This window comes from Dokdonia sp. R78006, assembly GCF_042466145.1.
Taxonomy (GTDB): Bacteria; Bacteroidota; Bacteroidia; order Flavobacteriales; family Flavobacteriaceae; genus Dokdonia.
In genome coordinates this window covers 2,689,674-2,707,321 of sequence record NZ_JAXHBU010000001.1, presented here as the reverse complement: position 1 = coordinate 2,707,321, position 17,648 = coordinate 2,689,674, and the positions used below count along the sequence as shown (strand labels likewise).

Here is a 17,648-nt window from a genome sequence, read left to right as displayed (position 1 = left end):
CTAACTATTATAAGGGAGCAACGCATTACTCCCTTATGATGCTTTTTTATGCCGAGTTTCTACTCGCATTAATATTACCAAATAATGATCTCGTCACCATCTGCTCATACACAGCAAGCTTATCTGATTGTTCTCCAGATTTTTGCATTTCTTGTATAGCTCTCAATGCATATTGCTGGATGGTAAGAAGTGGTAATACAATGCGCTCCCTTTCTTGTATGGAAGCTTTACCAGCTTGCTCATTCTCCATTAATTCTTTGAGTCCTGACACTTCAAGCATTAATCGCTTGCTACGCTCATATTCATCAAATAGAATTTTCCAGAAAGCACCAAACTCCTCGTCATCTGCCATGTAAGCGGTTAAGCCAAAGAAAGACTTGGTAAGGCTCATCATACTATTTTCAAGCAGCGTACGGAAGAATGGACTGTTCTTATAAAGCTCTTTTACCTCGTCAAGTGTTCCTTTTTCTTCAAAAGAAGCCAGCGCAGTACCTACGCCATAAAAACCTGGAACGTTTTGTTTAAGTTGGCTCCAACTGCCCACAAAAGGAATTGCTCTTAAATCCCCAAAATCTAGCGTAGACTTCTGAGAACGCTTACTTGGCCTACTACCAATATTTGTTTTTGCATAATACTTAAGCGTACTCATACGCTCTAGGTACGGCAAGAATTTATCGTGCTGTTTAAAAGCTGTATAAGCTTCATAACTCTTTTGAGCTAGTGCTTCTAGTGTGGCTCTATCAGTATCTGTAATGTCATTATTTGCAGAAGCAAAAACTTCATTTGCAACACCACTACTTAATAATTGCTCCAGGTTATATTGACATGAATCCAATGTCCCAAAATTTGAACTGATGGTTTGTCCTTGTACTGTAAGTTGTATTTCTTGGGCTTCAATTTTTGGCCCTAAAGATGCATAAAATTGATGTGTCTTTCCGCCTCCACGTGCAGGTGGTCCTCCTCTACCGTCAAAGAAGATTACAGTAACCCCATATTCTCTAGACATGGCAGTCATCGCTTCTTTAGCTTTAAAGATACTCCAGTTTGCCATGAGATATCCACCATCCTTGGTTCCATCAGAGAAGCCTAGCATGATAGTCTGTCGCATGCCACGACGCTTTAAATGCGCACTGTATGTTGGGTTTGTATATAACGCCTCCATCACTTCTGGAGCAGCAATTAAATCTGGAACGGTCTCAAAAAGTGGGGAAACATCTGCAGTAGGCATATCCCAATCACATAGTCTTAAAAAAGTAAACGCCTGCATTACATGCAATGCACTTTGTGAATTACTTATTATATAACGGTTGGAACCTTTTTCTCCATTTTCTTCTTGAATGGTTTTCATTGCATAAATAGAACCTAGTGTTTTCGTGACAACTTCTTCACTAAAACTCTCTGGATCTAAGGAGCCAGAAACATCATTTAAAAATGCAATCTGCGCTTCGTCATCTAGACTCAAGTAGTTCTCTGGAAATATAGCTTTACCATCTATCTGAGCATGTGCTACTATTTCTTCAAACACAATTTTATGGATGCTACTATCTTGTCTTATATCTAGGGAGGCAAAATGCAACCCAAACAGTTCTACTTTGTGAATTAAGCTATCTATATGGTCTAAGTATAAACTTTGATGCTTATCTCTTACTACATCACGCACCTCTTTAAGAACGGTAAGAATATGCTTTTGATCAATCTCTGGCTTACCTTCTATAAAAATCGCTTTATACAACGCAGCCTCTAATGATCCCAGAAGTTCCTCTGTACCTTGAAAAGTTATACGACGACGCAGTTGTCTTAGTTCGCGATAATAATTTCTTAGTACGGTGCTGCGTAATTTACGTGCAACTTTAAGCGTGATTGCTGTAGTCACAAATGGATTACCATCGCGATCTCCACCTGGCCAAAATCCTAGGTCTACTAGTGAGTTACTAAAAGCTTCGTCTTGTATTAAGTGTTTATGTAAGTAATCATAAATAGCACCTGCACTATGGTAAAACACATTTTCTAGGTACCATATTAAACTTACTGCCTCATCATAAGGCGTTGGTTTTTCTTTCTTAAAGAAGGGTGTTTTTCCTAGTTGAGCCAGTAATGATTTTATGTCTTCTAGACGGTCTTCTCGTATTGCTTCACTAAGATCATTAATAATACCTAGCACCACTCCTGGATAAAACTGCGTAGGGTGTGCAGTAAGCACTGGTCTTATTTTAAAAGTATTTAAGTAAGCAATAAGCTCTTCTTTTTTACCAGTTGCCTCTGCTTCTTCTTTTATGTTACGCAGTGTTCCACGGCCGTCCATATTGTTTACAATACGATATGAAGCATCCTCTATCGCATCAAAAAGTACCACTTGACGCTCTATATATTGTATAAATTTAAACAGCAAATCTTCCCTTTCCTTTGCCGAAGCATCTCTCATGTATCTTTCAAAAAAGTACTCAATGATTTCAGAAGGATTTTTATTGTCTTCATATCCTGCTTTACAAATAGAATGAAAAAGCGGTAGAAGTACTCCCGTATTTGAAATACCGTCAAAGGGAAGTGTCATAAATATAGCGTTGTACACTTCATATTTTGACTTTACATTTGTATTAAATCTCTCAATTTTTGGTTCTCTAGACATGGGTATTATTTTTATTAAAAGTACATATCACTTTTCACTTACTATATAGGGTTGTTAAATTTCAGAATCTCATAATTACACTCGTTTATGAGTCAACCTCATTAGCAAATAGCCAATTAATACATCGTAAAATTTATAATTTCTCTTTTTTGATGGGTTATTATTACGCTTTCGCGAAAGCGTAAAACCATATACTTCCAGCTTTTTTTGAATATTCTGAGAAGTAAAGTAGCAATAAGGAGTTTATAACAATGTGCAAGGGAAATTAAGAGCATAAAAAAAGGCCAGCAACCGCTGACCTTTTTAAAATTATGTGATTAATGATTACTCAAAATCTGCATCTGAAACTCCTTCATTTACTTTGATCTCTGTAACATTAAACTCTATAGCTTGTGGGCCTAAAGACTGGCTCAATGTAAATGGAAACATGATTCCTCCTACATCTTGGTACTTGCTATAAACGATCGTAGTCTTGAAAGTTTGACCTTGTGCTTCTTGTACAGAAACTTCTTGAAGTTTAAGTCCAGTTTTTGCACTGTAATAAGCCATTTTACCTCCATCAACCTTTACAACATAAGCATCTTCACCATCTACTTTCTCCATGCCTTCTAGAGTAGCTCCACCACTTAACCAGTTTACTTCTGGAAAAGGAGAAGATTCTGCTTTTACTTTGGCAATATCATCACCTTCTAGGTCTTTACGCTGTCCTTGTGCTACCATATAAGCGGTCTCACCATCTAGCACTTGCTTAGAAAGAGAATTACCTCCCATCATGATGTTCTGTACAAATTGCTCTTTAGTAGTCTTTTTAAGCTCAAAATCTAACGTCATACCTTGCACAGTACCTTGTGCCTTGATATACACAGAGTTTACTGCAGCAATCTTATCCTTACCACCTATGGCAGCAATGTAAGATTCAAGCACTTTATTTACCGTTAAATCTGCAGGAAGTTCTTTCTTGAATTCTGGCTTTGCAATTGCTTTACCGTACACATCAAAATACTTTACAGGTACAGCTTTACCATTAATAACAACTTTATTAAGATTATCAATTACCTCGCTACCTTTTCCAGTAACTACGATTCTAGCATTATCTCCTTTAAACAATTTACTTGCAGCATTCTGCACGTCTTGTTGAGATACTTTATCAATATTAGAAAGGTAATTTTTGTAGAAATCCTTTGGAAGTCCTTTGCTCTCAATATTATAAGCATAGTTTGCAATAGTTTGTGGACGCTCTAACGCTAGTACAAAATTACCAGTATACTTTGCTTTTGCATTTGCAAGCTCTTCGGCAGATACTGGCTCAGATCCCATGCGATTAATCTCTTTTACAATCTCAACCACAGAGCTATCTGTAACTACGTTACGTACACTTGCTGTAGCGCTAAAACGTGTTACCGTTTTTTCGTTAGATCCTATTCTAGAATAAGAACCGTAAGTATACCCTTTATCTTCACGTAAGTTGTTAAAAAGACGAGCTTCTCCACCACCACCTAAGATGTTGTTTGCAATCAATGCAGGAAAATAATCTGCATCAGTCATTTTTAATTCTACAGTGTTCTGAACAGCAATTTCTGACTGTACAGCGTTATCCATGTTTATGAAATTGATTTCTGTAGTAGATGCATTTCCTTGCTCTGAGAATGGCGTTTCAGGAATGTTTCCTTTTTTCCAGCTCTTGAAGTTCTTAGTTACAATCTTCTTTACATTATCAAAATCTACATCACCTATAATGATTAAATATCCATTATTAGGTCTGAAGTAATCTGAGTGAAACTTATTTACATCTGCAAGAGTTACATTATTTACCGTCTCTTCTGTAGTAAATTCTCCATAAGGGTGATCTGCACCGTAAGCAAGAACGCTTTGTACACGACCTGCAATTGCACTTACACTTTTCTCATTAGATTTTAAACCTTCTATGAGACGCTCCTTTTCCTTATCAAACTCTACTTGTGTAAAGTTAGGATTGATACCAGCATCTGCTGTAAGTTCTATAAGACGCTCAAAATACTTTGATAATCCGCTAGCAAATGCACTTTGAGAACCAAAACCTATGTTTGCTCCTAAGTAATCTACTTCTTCCTCATAAACATCTTTTTCAATGTTTTTAGAACCTTTACCCAGCATAGATGACGTAAGGGAAGCAACGCCTGCCTTATCTCCTTCTACAATAAGAGGATTATTCATCGTAAGTTGAATAGATACTCTAGGTAATTTTTTATTTTCAACAACCATTACTTTGAGGCCATTCTTGAGCTCAAAAGATATTGGATCTTTTAAATTAATCTCAGGAGCCGGACCTGGCTTAGGTTGTATGCTTCTGTCTACTTGTGCATAACCAGCAGTTGCTAGCATTAATAGTGCACCTAATATAATATGCTTTTTCATTAATTTTCTTTTTGAGATTCTGGTAAGTACTCTAATATTACACGCTCATTTTCTTTGAGGTACTTTATAGCAGCTGCTTTAATGTCCTCTCTTGTTATAGATCTGTAAATATCAATCTCTGTATTAATAAGATTAGTATCATCATATAACATGTAGTTACGAGCAAGTGAATTTGCAATACCTTCTACACTACTGTTAGAATTTACAAAACGGTTTTCAAATTTATTTTGAAGTTTTTGATAATCTCTTTCAGATATTAGCGTTGTTTGAAGTTTTACAATCTCCTCATCCATTTCTGTTATTAAATCTTCTAGAGAGTTTTCGCCTAGAGGTAACGCTCCTATTAAGTAAGAACCGTAATCTTCTTGAGCACCGCTAAAAGCAAATACTTGTAATGCTTTCTTCTGGTCATCTACAAGTTTCTTGTAAAGTCTAGAGCTTTTACCATCACTTAATACAGATGATACCATGTCTAACACATAAGCATCTTTTTCTGTTTGAGCAGGAGTTCTGTAAGCTAAGAATATCGCAGGAATCTGGATATTAGGATCATAAAACTTCTCTCTTACAGGTACCACAGGATCTTCTTTAAAAGTGCTACGTGCAATGTCCTTACCTCTTGGGATAGGCGCAAAGTATCTATTAATCATCTCTTTAGTCTCTGCAAGATCAATATCTCCAGCTACAACTAAGACTGCGTTATTTGGCACATAATAGGTATCGCTAAATTTTTGAAAATCTTCTAGTGTTGCACTAGCAAGGTGATCAAGAGATCCTATTGTTGTCCAGCGGTATGGGTGCTTCTTAAAAAGCATCTTCCCTATTACTTCTTGAAAACGTCCGTATGGCTGATTGTCCACTCGTAAACGTTTTTCTTCTTGCACTACTTCCTTTTGAGTATCTACGCCTATTTGATTGATGATTGGGTGTAATAAACGCTCAGATTCCATCCATAGACCTAATTCTAGGTTGTTAGAAGGAAACACTTCGTAATAATACGTTCTGTCTTGTGTCGTGTTTGCATTGTTTTGTCCTCCATTTGAAGAAACTACCTTAAACCACTCGCCACGTTCAATATTTTCTGTACCCTCAAAAAGTAAGTGTTCAAAAAAGTGAGCAAAACCAGTTTTACTTGGATCTTCATCTTTTGCACCTACGTGATACATTACAGATGTTGTTACTACTGGAGCGCCATTATCCTGGTGAAGAATAACGTGCATTCCATTGTCAAGATCATACTCTTCAAAGCTAACCTCTTGAGCATTAAGGGCAACGCCACTTAACAAAAGAGCTGCTAAAGCATACATTTTCTTTTTCATATTAGATTTTAAAGTTATTGTTAGTATGTAAGTCGCAGCAAGATAAAATTGTTACAACTTTACAGGAGTAAATTTATATACTCATTTGACGAATTACAAGGTATTTGTGCTTAAATTCCTACAAAATCATTTGAATAACACTAATTAAGAGGACTTTAGCTTTCTTGTTTAACTTTCTTGTTAATTAGGACTTCCATCATTTTGGTATTCACTATTTTTATTTTTTATGAAAAACTCTATGAAGCGTAGTATTCTCGCACTTGTTATCATGTTATTTATGTTCGCTTTCGCGAAAGCGCAAAATCTAGCAGTGCTCAAGTATAAAGGAGGTGGAGACTGGTATAGTAACCCAACAGCTTTACCTAATCTCATTACTTTTTGTAATAAAAACATCAATACGAAGATGAATTCTACTCCTGTATCTGTAGATGCTGGTAGTACAGACATATTCCAATATCCGCTATTGCATATGACTGGACATGGAAATGTTCTTTTTACAGATAATGATGTAGAAAACATGCGCAATTACCTTATAAGTGGTGGTTTCTTGCACATCGATGATAACTATGGAATGGCTGAGTACTTGCCTAAGGAACTTAAAAAAATATTCCCAGAGCAAGAACTTACAGAACTTGCCGCTACTCATCCTATATTTTCTAGCGCATATAGATTCCCTAAAGGGCTACCTAAAATCCACGAGCATGATGGCAAACGACCACAGGCGCTAGGACTTTTTTATGAAGATAGACTCGTTGTGCTTTTCACTACAGAATCAGACTTGGGTGACGGCTGGGAAGATCCAGAAGTACATGGAGACCCAGAAAGCGTACGCGAGAAGGCACTACAAATGGGTGCCAATATTGTTAAGTATGCTTTTGAGAACTAATTTATATTCCTTTTAAAAATCTAGACCTTTGAAATTATACTATTACTGTAGTTCATGTAAAAAAGAAAATAGCTTTAATACTAAAGCTAGCAATCGTTTTGAATTACAAGAAGAACGCGGCAATCATATAAATGACAGATGTAATCATTGTGGAACCCAAGTTAAAAGAAGAGTTAATCGAGTTCACGCAAAACCCGATATAAAAATAGTTTCAATAGGTTTATTATTAGGTATAATATCGACTATATTTTTATGGAATCTTGGCTGGATAGCAACCCTAACATTTAGTATTCCTATTCTTGCATTTTCATATGCTAGTCAACAAGCGAATAATTTTAATAAAGTAATGGTAGACGATAAATAGTCGGCTACAATCCTAATTCCCTATACTGTGCAACTCGCCCATAATCATCATAAACCGTCCACTCACAATAAAGAGATTATCCTCGTCTGTGAGCATATGACAAGTCCTGCTAATGCTGGAAGTATTTTTAGGCTAGCAGATGCCTTTGGTGTAAAAGAAATTATTTTCTGCGGAAATCAACCAGATACAAGAAGTAGCCGTTTACGTAAAACAGCTAGAAATACAGAAAAGACAATACCTTTTCGCGCAAGCGATACTATAAAAAATACATTACAAGAACTACATGACCTTTCCTTTACTAGTATTGCCCTAGAAATCACATCAAATAGTAAACCTATGAGCACAATAGATTTTTCTAGATTAGATAAAGTTGCTCTAATAATAGGTGCAGAAAGCATAGGAATTACGGACGAAACACTGGAGCAATGCAATAACATAGCGCATATTACGATGTATGGTATTAATAGTAGTATGAATGTAGCACAAGCTACAGGTATTGCACTTTATGAACTTACAAGGTCATAATTATAGTATCTTGCAGCCTCAAATGAAACCACTCAAAGCAAAAATAATAAGCATAGGTATATTACGAGCAATAGGCGTTGTAGTAGGCGTTCTCATGGTACTATGGTTGCTCTATACCATTCAAAGTGTAATCGTTTATCTTGCCGTAGCTGCGGTGTTGTCACTAGTAGGAAGACCTATTGTGAAGTTTTTACGGTATTCACTTAAATTTAGCCCCACTTGGGCATCCGTAGTAACTATTCTCCTACTCATCATGATTATTATGGGAGTGCTCGCCTTGTTTATACCAGTGGTGATTGATCAGAGTCAGCATCTTAGTCAGATTAATTTTGATGATGTCAAGGTGAATATTAATCGATTGTACGGAGAGATTGCCGCCTACTTTGGTATTAATAAAATGACCATCATACAAGGTGTACAACAAGCCGACTTTGTAAAGAACTTTGATTTTGGGATTATACCAACGTTTTTAAATAGTATTATAGGAAATCTAGGAGCTGCAGGAATAGGGATTTTTGCTATTATTTTTATCACATTCTTCTTCTTAAAAGACAATAGACTTCTTGTAAACAGCTTGTTAGTATTTGCCAGGAGAGGTAATGAGGGTAAATTTTTACGTGTTTTTGAAAAGATAAAGTACTTGCTATCTCGCTATTTCATAGGACTCATCATACAGGTGTTTACCATGTTTGTACTTTATGCGATTATCTTGCTTTCCTTTGGGATAGACAATGCACTTGCAATTGCATTATTTTGTGCGGTATTGAACCTAGTTCCTTATATCGGTCCGCTGGTAGGTGGAGGTGTCATGTTATTACTTGTGACATCCAGTAATATCAATATGGATTTTAGAACTGTGATATTACCTAAGTTGTTTTGGATTTTTATATGCTATGGAGCTGCACAAATGGTAGATAATTTTATCATACAACCATTCGTTTTTGGAAATAGTGTAAAATCACATCCCCTAGAGATATTTCTTGCAATCATTATTGCAGGATTACTATTTGGGGTATTCGGGATGATTCTTGCCGTACCTGTATATACTGCACTTAAAGTGATTTCTAAGGAATTTTTAAGTGAATACAAAATTGTTCAAAAACTTACACAAGATTTGTAATGAACACTATGCTTTTAAAGCCAGAAGTGCTTGATTATTTGAAGCTTCATGAGCAAACACCACTACACTCATTCATTCTCAAAGGTAGTCCGTTCAAAGAAATAAGCGTTCAAGAACTAGCGCAACAGCTAGAAGGCAAACGTAAAGCAAAGGGTAAATTACCGCTGTGGCATGAAACAGATGGGATTTTATTTCCACCTAAACTTAACCTAGAGCAAACCTCTTCACAAGCTACAGCTCGTTACAAAGCGAGTCTTATGGAAGGTAACCATATTGTTGATGGAACTGGTGGGTTTGGTATTGATGCATTTTACTTTGCTCAAATAGTAAAGCATGTTACGCATATTGAAATGAATGGTGAGCTTTCCGCTTTCGCGAAAAATAATGCGCAAACACTACAGCAATCTAATATTGATTTTATAGTAGGTGATTCCATAGAATTCTTTTCTAAAACTGAGCAGAAGTTCGATACCATTTTCTTAGACCCTGGAAGACGTACAGACGCAAAGGGAAAAGTATTTATGCTTAAAGACTGCCTACCTAATGTTCCTTTATATAAAAATCTATTACTATCTAAGTGTGATAGCTTATGGATTAAAACTGCGCCATTATTAGATATATCTGCAGGACTAGAAGAACTACAACATGTTGCCGAAATTCATATTGTTGCACTTAAAAACGAGGTAAAAGAAATACTGTGGAAGCTATCGTCTAAAAAAATGAGTATTCCTCAAGTTACCGTTGTTAATTTAGACTCAGAAGATCCTATACTTGAATTTGATTATACTGCAATTTTTGAGTCTACTCCCACATATGCAGCGCCTCAAACATATCTATATGAGCCCAATGCTGCACTTATGAAAAGCGGAGCTTTTCATTGGATTTGTGATCATTTTAAAGTAGATAAACTTCATGAGCACTCACATCTCTACACATCGGCAGAGTTAAAAGAATTTGCTGGAAGACGCTTTGAAATATTAGAGGTACTGCCCTACTCAAAGAAAGTTGCAAAAGAGCTGCAAATCAATAAGGCAAATATCACCACCCGTAATTTCCCTATGAAGGTAGAAGATATACGCAAGAAGCTTAAGATTAAAGATGGAGGTGACGTTTACTTATTTTTTACAACGCTTGAAAACAGTGATCTCGTTGTTATAAAAACAAGTAAAATTTAATTCTAGTATTTTGTTATAATCACCTGACCTATATATGAAGTCCCTATAGGTTTTAAACTAGACACCTCTCGTCCCCCTGATGTGCTTACATAGGCCATAGATAGACTTAATGTAATACGATCTCCAGCGTTATAAAATCGCACATCTGTAGCATAAATTGGCAAAGAAAGAGCAGCAGTCACGTTTCCTCTGGGTACTCCTCCAAAAACTCTAAAACTATCTGTTTCATCAGGTAGTGTCGCTTTATCGTTATCAAGCTGTAAATTTATTAAAAAGTCTGTCGAGCCACTTAAAGTAATGTTAGTGTTAATCTCAAATCTATAGAATCCGTCGGCTTCTATTTGAAAATATTCATCGCCGTCTGTTGCACTTGGATCTATTAAAGTTACTAGTGAAGTGTTATTAATGTTTACTACTGGATCAACAAATTCAATCCTACGACTGTCATTTGAATTACATGGAGAACATGTTTCAAAAATACTAGAAGTGGTAACCCCAAATTTTGCTTGATAAGCAAGTTGAGGGACTGCAACACTCTCAACTATCTGACTTGATTGTACAGTTACGATATCTCCGTTTGCATCTCTAGCTAGCAATCTACTCCTAGCATCATCATCTGATCCCAACGGGCTATCATCTATGCGCAAACCTCCATTAATGTGTAAGTCATTTTGAGGGTCTGCGGTACCTATTCCAACTTGTGAAAGTACCGTATTACCTAAAAGGCAAAAAGCAATATAAAACAGTAAACGCATAAACTAACTCATTATAGAGCCAAGTTAGTAATTGCAATGCTATTAATGTTAAAATTTCGACGAGCGACTATATAATTCGTTGTTCTACAACCTTGTAGCCATTGGTGCTTTTAAATTTTAAAGCATTTGGTAAAAAAACAAATTTATGCCGCTTTACTATAGCACTTAACATTCTCAAATAATGCTCTAAGAACTTATAAAAAACACTTTAGACAAATGCTAGAGCTATAATAGGTAAACGTTTTACATAGCTAGAATGAAGAATAATTACTTCTTCTTAGGCGGCATCGGTCCACGCTTATGAATCACAAGACCATTTAAGAAATTACGTAAAAACTGATCGCCACACTCCATAAACTTAGGATGGTCAGGATTTCTAAAAATAGCTCCTAGTTCGCTCTTAGATACTTGAAATTCTACGAGTTTACAGATTTCAATGATTTCATCATCACGCAATTGAAGTGCTACTCGTAATTTTTTAAAGATATCGTTGTTTGTAAGAGCCATACTTGTCGGTTTTGAGCGCAAGTTACGAGATTAGACAGACAATCTTTATCATATACGAGACCTAATTTCAGTAAATAGCGACTTTTTTCATACAACTTTTAGTTAGTCAAAGCGCTATATAATGGCGATTACAAGGGTTTTAGCTTTCGCGAAAGCGTATAAAAAACTATTTTAAAACAATTAACTACAATTAATAGTTTCTGTATTAAATAACTGTAAATTTGCAACTTAACATATTTAAATTATTACAATGCACAAAGGAACAGTAAAATTCTTCAACGACACTAAAGGTTTTGGATTTATCAATGAAGAAGAAGCAAACCAAGAGCACTTCGTACACGTAACAGGACTTATCGACGAGGTAAGAGAAGGTGACGCTGTTGAGTTTGAATTAAAAGAAGGTAAAAAAGGATTAAATGCAGTAAACGTCAGAGTAATTGACTAAGCACATATAACTTTTTAGTTCACTTTTATGAACTTGCAATGCCAGTCTTACGACTGGCATTTTTTTTGTCCAATTATATAGTACTTTTGTAGCTCTATGGAAGAAAGAAAACAAACACGCATAAATAAATATTTAAGTGAAGTGGGCTACTGCTCCCGCCGTGCTGCAGATAAATTGATTGAGCAAGGAAGAGTAACCATAAATGGTAGAATTCCAGAGATGGGAACAAAGATCTCGCAAGGTGACGAGGTCCATGTAAATGGCGAACTTATCTCTGCTCCTACAGAAAAGCCTGTTTATATCGCCTTTAACAAGCCTGTAGGTATCGTTTGCACGACAGATACACGTGTAGAAAAGGATAATATCATTGATTACATTAATTATCCTAGTCGTATATTTCCTATAGGAAGACTAGATAAACCTTCTGAAGGTCTTATCTTTTTAACTAATGACGGAGATATTGTAAATAAAATTTTACGCGCTCGTAACAATCACGAGAAAGAATACGAAGTGTGGGTAGATAGACCTATTACACCTTCTTTTATTCAACAAATGGGGAATGGCGTTCCTATACTTGATACCGTAACACGTACCTGTCACGTAGAACAGTTAAGTAGATTTTCTTTTAAAATCATTCTTACTCAAGGGCTCAATCGCCAGATACGCCGCATGTGTGAAGCACTTGATTACGAAGTTACACGTTTAAAGCGTAACAGGATTATGAATGTTTCACTAGACGTGGAGGAGGGAAAATGGCGCTATATAACAGAAGAAGAAATGAAAGAAATCTATGTACTTGTAGCAGATTCTGAGAAAACACAGGCAGAAAAAGATGCCGAACCAAAATTTAAAGATTTAAGAAGTTCTAGAAATAGATAATATTTTAGTTACGCTTTCGCGAAAGCGTTATCTTAAAATCTAGAAAATAAAAAAGGCAAAGAATATACATTCTTTGCCTTTTTCTATAAATACCTTTTACTATTGTTCGTTCTTAGCTCGTAATATCGCCTCATCATTAGCCTCTTTCTTAGCTAAATCTGATTCTTCTCGATGTACACCATTTCCTATGGATATAGGGTTGGGATTATCTCTAACGATGCGTGCTTCTATTTCTTTTTCTCGCTCTGACTTATTTTTGTTTTCATCTAACTTTTTCATATACTAAAGATACTGAGCTACCCTAGATGATATGGTTAACACGTCGTTAAGAATAGTTAAGCTTAGTTTAATTTAAAGCTCACCGCTATTTTAGTTGTGATAATAAGCTCACCAGGTGCAATTGTTTCTCCTCCTGAGTTGTCCATTTCCATAGACATCATTCTTGCTTTATACATAGGTGGCTGTGGTGAAGAAGTGCCTTGCTCACTTATTTGTACCGCCTTACCTATAGTCTGTCCGAGCGCTTCTGCATATGCTGTTGCTTTTTCTTTTGCATCCTTTATCGCTGCTATACGAGCGTCTGCCTTTAAAGCATCCATCCTAGACGATGTGAATCGTACATTATCAATACGATTAATACCAGAATTAAGAAGTCCAGTCATTACACCCTCATACATTCTTAATTCTTTGAGCTGTATAGTGAGCGTTTGGTTTGCGTTGTAATTATACGTCTTGCTGTTATAATCGTAATTTTTATTAAGATTAATGTATTCTGTTTGTACATACTTATTGTCAATTCCTTGAGAACGTAAAAACTTAATCACCTTGTCTATAGATTGATCATTTTCTGCCTTTACTTGTTGCGCTTCCTTTCCTTGAGTTTCTACGCGAACTTTTATCGCCACGCCGTCTGGAATTACTTTTACTATTCCTTCTCCTGTGACATTTACAAGTGGTTCCATAGTATCAGTTTGTGCAGTTAGACTCATTACCATAAATAATAATATTGCTGTTAGATATTTCATATTTGTTTGTTTAAGACAATTAAGATAACAAAGTTGATACCATAGTTTCTTAAATCTTTCCCATTTTAAATAAGACAAAGAAAACAAGAATGGGTGCTGCAAGCGCAAGCACAATAGGTAATCTTACTTCTAGGAGCTCTGGAACCGAAATGAGCGCGATTGCATAACCCGCAATAGCACCACCAAAATGGGCATCATGCCCTATATTATCATTGCGCTTTACCATACCATAAATGGAATAAATCATATACCCTACTCCGAATACCCAACCCGGTAAAAAGTAAATTTCTAGTCCTGGGTTAAGTAGAATACCAGCGTACACAACACCCATTACTGCTCCACTAGCTCCTACTGCCGAGTAATGATATTCATCTTTATGTAGAAAATAAGACAGAATATTACCTAAGAGTAAACTGGATAGATATACCATTAAAAACTTAGGTACACCTATGGTATAGATCACAGCATTTGCAAAGAAATATAACGTGAGCATATTAAATAATAAGTGCTGCGTGTTTGCATGTAAAAAGGCAGAAGATACCATACGCACCTGCTCTCCTCTTCGTATAGCACCTATATTAAATTTGTATTTTTCAAACATAGAGTAGTTATTAAAACCACTCATAGAGAATAAAACATTTGCTAAGATAATTGCAATTGTAACTGGATGTAAATCCGCCATAAATACTAAGTTTTACTTGTAAAGATAGCTATATTTGTGCTATCAATTTCTTAACAAAATCTGAATGAAAGTAGTCGTTTTCTGGTTATTCTATCCCCTTTTATGGTTACTCTCTGTACTTCCTTTTAGAGCTTTATACATCGTTTCAGATTGTTGTTACTTTCTTGTTTATCATGTCATAGGTTACCGTAAGAAAACGGTGAGATATAACTTAAGACTTACTTTCCCAAACAAGTCTAGTGATGAGCTTAAGACTATTGAAAAAGAGTTTTACAGCCATTTTTGCGACATGTTTCTAGAAATGATCAAGTCTATGAATATTAAGAAAGACGATCTCTTAAAGCGTTACCAGTTTACAAACAAGGAACTCATTACTCAATATGATAAAGATGGTTTGAGTACTTGCCTCATGATGGGACATTATGCTAGTTATGAGTGGATTTTTGCGCTACAACTTTCTATGGAGAATCCTGGTTATGCTGTGTATAAAAAAATTAAGCATAAGCAATTTGACGACCTTATTAGAAAAATAAGAGGACGATGGAATACCTTTATGATTGACTCAAAAGAAACTGTGCGCTACATACAACGACTAGAAAATGATAATAAGGTAGGCACTTATGGTTTTGTCGCAGATCAAACACCTAGGTATCATAAAGCACATTATTGGACTCAATTTTTAGGTCATGAGCTTCCTTTTTTTACTGGTGTTGAACGTATTGCCAAAGAATTTTCTCTACCCGTGATATATTTTGGGACAGAAAAAATAAGCAGAGGTCACTATAGAGGCACATTTGAGTTACTATCTCCAGATGCTTCAACAACTGATGATGGTGAGGTTACTAACGCTTTCGCGAAAGCGCTAGAAAAACAAATTCTTGCACGTCCAGAATACTACTTATGGACACATAAGCGTTTTAAACTTCTAGGTAAAAAGGAAGAAATACTTTCAAAAATAAAGAAGGCCTAAGTTTCTTAAAACTCAAACCACTGGTCTATCGCTTCGCTCCTACTCTTTGACGTAGCAGCATCATCCTTATGTAAATATTCATTAGAGTGCGTCTGATAACGATAATCTTCTGACCATTCTTTATGCTTTAATGCTAGTTCTTTAATGGCACTACAAGCATATAAAACCTCTTCGTTAGTGAGTGTAGGATGTATAGACATTCTAATCCAACCTGGTTTGTGAATTAAATTACCAGCGTCGATCTCGCAGGTAAGTGAGTTAGACGTTTTTTGATCTACGTTGAGTAAATAATGACCATAGGTGCCTGCACAGCTACAACCACCGCGCGTTTGTACTCCAAAACGATCATTAAGCATTTTTACGGCAAGGTTAAAGTGTAAATCATCAATATAAAATGAAATCACCCCTAACCTATCTGTATGGTTACTCGCTAGAATATTAATGTCTGGTACCTCATTGAGTTCTTTCCAGATAATATCTATGAGCTCGTGCTCACGATTTATAATATTACCAACGCCCATCTCTTCTTTAAGTTTTATGGATAATGCGGTGCGTATGGTTTGTAAAAACCCTGGAGTACCTCCATCTTCACGCTCTTCTATATTATCAATATACTTGTGCTCTCCCCAAGGATTTGTCCAAGAAACGGTACCTCCGCCTGGGTTATCTGGTACCACGTTTTTATATAATCCTTTATTAAAAATCAATACACCTGAAGATCCTGGGCCTCCTAAAAATTTGTGTGGCGAAAAGAAAATCGCATCTAGGCGTTCTTCGGGATTTGCTGGATGCATATCTATGTTAACATAGGGCGCGCTGCAAGCAAAATCTACAAAACACAATCCGCCATGTGCGTGCATTAATCTTGCTACATCATGATACGGAGTTTGGATACCTGTTACATTGCTACACGCTGTTATAGATGCTATTTTAAACGGGTGATTCTCATATTTGAGAAGTTCGTTTTCAAACATCTCTATACAAAAAAGCCCATCCTCCTTTGCGGGCACTACTACAACCTTTGCTGTAGTTTCTAGCCACGTAGTTTGATTACTATGATGCTCCATATGAGAGATAAAAACAATAGGTTTTATCTCCTCTGGTACGGTTACAAACTTTTTTATATTCTCAGGAACTTTTAATCCTAGTATTCGTTGGAATTTATTGATCATTCCCGTCATCCCGTTACCTCCTACTATGAGAACATCATCTTGATCTGCATGTACATGCTCTTTAATGATATCCTTAGCTTTATGGTAACTCATTGTCATGGCAGTCCCTGAAACGGTTGTCTCCGTATGTGTATTTGCCACATAGGGACCAAAATCACGTGTCATTTTATCTTCTATAGGTCCATACAGTCTCCCAGAGGCTGTCCAATCTGTATATAGTAATCGCTGCGTGCCATAAGGTGAAGTAAAGTATTGATCCACACCTACAATGTTTTCGCGAAAGCGTGAAAAGTAATTCTCTAGTTTACCACTAGACTTAATAGGATTTAATGTTTTCATAATCAAAACTTTAGGATGTAAATTTATTAAAAAAGTCTACAAAAAAGGAGCGCCGTGGCGCTCCTTTTTAAAATTGTATGAACATAAATTTTATTCTCTTACAACAAATTCATAGGTTCCAACTTTTAATGAGTCGACAATTTTTCGTCTTATATCATATACGATGATCTTTGATCCACGAGATGTTTTTTGAATAAGAGACAAACCTCTTCCATCGATTTTATTCCCTTTTACAAGAATTGATGGACGCTTGTCTACTCGTAATTTAAAATCTAATACTTCGTTTTCAGATTCCTCAGTATCTATTCTAAATTTTGACAAGTCCTCCTTAGTAATGAGCCTAATCGCTTGTCTTCTTTCTCCTTTAGGTGGAATAGTACTTTGTGAATAAACATTTACAGCACTTAAAAAAAATACTAGATAAAATAATATGCGATAATTAATCATAATAATAAGAATTTTGTG

General features: G+C 35.9%; 18 protein-coding genes. 8 read left to right on the top strand and 10 right to left on the bottom strand.

Annotated elements, in window-relative coordinates; translation table 11 throughout:
• Positions 1 to 46: 46 nt before the first annotated feature.
• The 3 genes from SJY37_RS12035 to SJY37_RS12025 all read right to left on the bottom strand — a co-directional run bounded on the left by SJY37_RS12035 (position 47) and on the right by SJY37_RS12025 (position 6,339).
• Positions 47 to 2,626 carry a phosphoenolpyruvate carboxylase gene (locus SJY37_RS12035; protein WP_379953129.1) on the bottom strand — a complete coding sequence of 860 codons (2,580 nt, stop codon included), beginning with the start codon at positions 2,624 to 2,626 and terminating at the stop codon, positions 47 to 49.
• A gap of 324 nt (positions 2,627 to 2,950) precedes the next feature.
• Positions 2,951 to 5,020, bottom strand: a complete 2,070-nt coding sequence (locus SJY37_RS12030; protein WP_298324735.1) for a pitrilysin family protein — start codon at positions 5,018 to 5,020, stop codon at positions 2,951 to 2,953.
• A complete protein-coding gene (locus SJY37_RS12025) occupies positions 5,020 to 6,339 on the bottom strand; it encodes a pitrilysin family protein (RefSeq protein WP_298324731.1) in 1,320 nt (439 codons plus the stop codon). Before SJY37_RS12025 ends, SJY37_RS12030 begins: the two co-directional genes overlap by 1 nt.
• A gap of 238 nt (positions 6,340 to 6,577) precedes the next feature.
• On the opposite strand from SJY37_RS12025, the gene SJY37_RS12020 reads away from it, so the two are divergent.
• The 5 genes from SJY37_RS12020 (at position 6,578) to SJY37_RS12000 (ending at position 10,409) form a co-directional block, all read left to right on the top strand.
• Complete coding sequence (locus SJY37_RS12020; RefSeq protein WP_298324727.1) at positions 6,578 to 7,225, top strand: DUF4159 domain-containing protein; 648 nt, start codon at positions 6,578 to 6,580, stop codon at positions 7,223 to 7,225.
• A gap of 28 nt (positions 7,226 to 7,253) precedes the next feature.
• Positions 7,254 to 7,589 carry a hypothetical protein gene (locus SJY37_RS12015; protein WP_298324725.1) on the top strand — a complete coding sequence of 112 codons (336 nt, stop codon included), beginning with the start codon at positions 7,254 to 7,256 and terminating at the stop codon, positions 7,587 to 7,589.
• Between the two features lie 96 nt (positions 7,590 to 7,685).
• Positions 7,686 to 8,114, top strand: coding sequence for a TrmH family RNA methyltransferase (locus tag SJY37_RS12010; RefSeq protein WP_298324723.1), 429 nt, complete (start codon positions 7,686 to 7,688; stop codon positions 8,112 to 8,114).
• Between the two features lie 22 nt (positions 8,115 to 8,136).
• A complete protein-coding gene (locus SJY37_RS12005; RefSeq protein ID WP_298324722.1) occupies positions 8,137 to 9,234 on the top strand; it encodes an AI-2E family transporter in 1,098 nt (365 codons plus the stop codon).
• Positions 9,234 to 10,409: a class I SAM-dependent methyltransferase gene (locus tag SJY37_RS12000; RefSeq protein WP_379953128.1), complete on the top strand. Its 1,176-nt coding sequence runs from the start codon at positions 9,234 to 9,236 to the stop codon at positions 10,407 to 10,409. The genes SJY37_RS12005 and SJY37_RS12000 overlap by 1 nt, the downstream gene beginning before the upstream one ends.
• A 2-nt stretch (positions 10,410 to 10,411) precedes the next feature.
• On the opposite strand, the gene SJY37_RS11995 is transcribed toward SJY37_RS12000, so the two are convergent.
• Complete coding sequence (locus SJY37_RS11995; RefSeq protein WP_379953127.1) at positions 10,412 to 11,164, bottom strand: hypothetical protein; 753 nt, start codon at positions 11,162 to 11,164, stop codon at positions 10,412 to 10,414.
• A gap of 267 nt (positions 11,165 to 11,431) precedes the next feature.
• Positions 11,432 to 11,671 (bottom strand): DUF1456 family protein, encoded by a 240-nt coding sequence (locus tag SJY37_RS11990; protein WP_013752290.1) that lies wholly within the window; start codon positions 11,669 to 11,671, stop codon positions 11,432 to 11,434.
• Positions 11,672 to 11,921: 250 nt separating this feature from the next.
• On the opposite strand from SJY37_RS11990, the gene SJY37_RS11985 reads away from it, so the two are divergent.
• Positions 11,922 to 12,116, top strand: a complete 195-nt coding sequence (locus SJY37_RS11985) for a cold-shock protein (RefSeq protein WP_013752291.1) — start codon at positions 11,922 to 11,924, stop codon at positions 12,114 to 12,116.
• Positions 12,117 to 12,212: 96 nt separating this feature from the next.
• Positions 12,213 to 12,995, top strand: coding sequence for a 23S rRNA pseudouridine(2604) synthase RluF (gene rluF, locus SJY37_RS11980; RefSeq protein WP_013752292.1), 783 nt, complete (start codon positions 12,213 to 12,215; stop codon positions 12,993 to 12,995).
• A 99-nt stretch (positions 12,996 to 13,094) separates the two neighbouring features.
• On the opposite strand, the gene SJY37_RS11975 is transcribed toward rluF, so the two are convergent.
• The 3 genes from SJY37_RS11975 to SJY37_RS11965 all read right to left on the bottom strand — a co-directional run bounded on the left by SJY37_RS11975 (position 13,095) and on the right by SJY37_RS11965 (position 14,702).
• Positions 13,095 to 13,274, bottom strand: coding sequence for a hypothetical protein (locus SJY37_RS11975; protein ID WP_379953126.1), 180 nt, complete (start codon positions 13,272 to 13,274; stop codon positions 13,095 to 13,097).
• Positions 13,275 to 13,336: 62 nt separating this feature from the next.
• A complete protein-coding gene (locus SJY37_RS11970; RefSeq protein WP_379953125.1) occupies positions 13,337 to 14,020 on the bottom strand; it encodes an SIMPL domain-containing protein in 684 nt (227 codons plus the stop codon).
• Between the two features lie 49 nt (positions 14,021 to 14,069).
• Complete coding sequence (locus tag SJY37_RS11965) at positions 14,070 to 14,702, bottom strand: rhomboid family intramembrane serine protease (RefSeq protein WP_144783869.1); 633 nt, start codon at positions 14,700 to 14,702, stop codon at positions 14,070 to 14,072.
• A gap of 64 nt (positions 14,703 to 14,766) precedes the next feature.
• Between SJY37_RS11965 and SJY37_RS11960 the strand changes: the two genes are divergently transcribed.
• Entirely contained in the window at positions 14,767 to 15,672 is a 906-nt protein-coding gene (locus SJY37_RS11960; protein ID WP_298324705.1) for a lysophospholipid acyltransferase family protein, read from the top strand.
• A 5-nt stretch (positions 15,673 to 15,677) separates the two neighbouring features.
• Here SJY37_RS11960 and SJY37_RS11955 read toward each other — a convergent pair whose 3' ends face one another.
• Together SJY37_RS11955 and SJY37_RS11950 are read right to left on the bottom strand one after the other, a co-directional pair.
• Complete coding sequence (locus SJY37_RS11955) at positions 15,678 to 17,183, bottom strand: aminotransferase class V-fold PLP-dependent enzyme (RefSeq protein WP_298324702.1); 1,506 nt, start codon at positions 17,181 to 17,183, stop codon at positions 15,678 to 15,680.
• 90 nt (positions 17,184 to 17,273) lie between these two features.
• Entirely contained in the window at positions 17,274 to 17,630 is a 357-nt protein-coding gene (locus tag SJY37_RS11950) for a hypothetical protein (RefSeq protein WP_298324699.1), read from the bottom strand.
• Between the last annotated feature and the right edge of the window lie 18 nt (positions 17,631 to 17,648).

Excerpts from the sequence above, each read along its gene's own strand:
- SJY37_RS11985 (WP_013752291.1), top strand. The coding sequence starts at position 11,922 with ATGCACAAAGGAACAGTAAAATTCTTCAACGACACTAAAGGTTTTGGA.
- SJY37_RS12000 (WP_379953128.1), top strand. The coding sequence starts at position 9,234 with ATGAACACTATGCTTTTAAAGCCAGAAGTGCTTGATTATTTGAAGCTT.
- SJY37_RS12035 (WP_379953129.1), bottom strand. The coding sequence starts at position 2,626 with ATGTCTAGAGAACCAAAAATTGAGAGATTTAATACAAATGTAAAGTCA.
- SJY37_RS11950 (WP_298324699.1), bottom strand. The coding sequence starts at position 17,630 with ATGATTAATTATCGCATATTATTTTATCTAGTATTTTTTTTAAGTGCT.
- SJY37_RS11990 (WP_013752290.1), bottom strand. The coding sequence starts at position 11,671 with ATGGCTCTTACAAACAACGATATCTTTAAAAAATTACGAGTAGCACTT.
- SJY37_RS11995 (WP_379953127.1), bottom strand. The coding sequence starts at position 11,164 with ATGCGTTTACTGTTTTATATTGCTTTTTGCCTTTTAGGTAATACGGTA.
- SJY37_RS12005 (WP_298324722.1), top strand. The coding sequence starts at position 8,137 with ATGAAACCACTCAAAGCAAAAATAATAAGCATAGGTATATTACGAGCA.
- SJY37_RS11970 (WP_379953125.1), bottom strand. The coding sequence starts at position 14,020 with ATGAAATATCTAACAGCAATATTATTATTTATGGTAATGAGTCTAACT.
- SJY37_RS11975 (WP_379953126.1), bottom strand. The coding sequence starts at position 13,274 with ATGAAAAAGTTAGATGAAAACAAAAATAAGTCAGAGCGAGAAAAAGAA.
- SJY37_RS12020 (WP_298324727.1), top strand. The coding sequence starts at position 6,578 with ATGAAGCGTAGTATTCTCGCACTTGTTATCATGTTATTTATGTTCGCT.
- SJY37_RS11965 (WP_144783869.1), bottom strand. The coding sequence starts at position 14,702 with ATGGCGGATTTACATCCAGTTACAATTGCAATTATCTTAGCAAATGTT.
- SJY37_RS12010 (WP_298324723.1), top strand. The coding sequence starts at position 7,686 with ATGACAAGTCCTGCTAATGCTGGAAGTATTTTTAGGCTAGCAGATGCC.
- SJY37_RS11955 (WP_298324702.1), bottom strand. The coding sequence starts at position 17,183 with ATGAAAACATTAAATCCTATTAAGTCTAGTGGTAAACTAGAGAATTAC.
- SJY37_RS12025 (WP_298324731.1), bottom strand. The coding sequence starts at position 6,339 with ATGAAAAAGAAAATGTATGCTTTAGCAGCTCTTTTGTTAAGTGGCGTT.
- SJY37_RS12030 (WP_298324735.1), bottom strand. The coding sequence starts at position 5,020 with ATGAAAAAGCATATTATATTAGGTGCACTATTAATGCTAGCAACTGCT.
- rluF (WP_013752292.1), top strand. The coding sequence starts at position 12,213 with ATGGAAGAAAGAAAACAAACACGCATAAATAAATATTTAAGTGAAGTG.
- SJY37_RS11960 (WP_298324705.1), top strand. The coding sequence starts at position 14,767 with ATGAAAGTAGTCGTTTTCTGGTTATTCTATCCCCTTTTATGGTTACTC.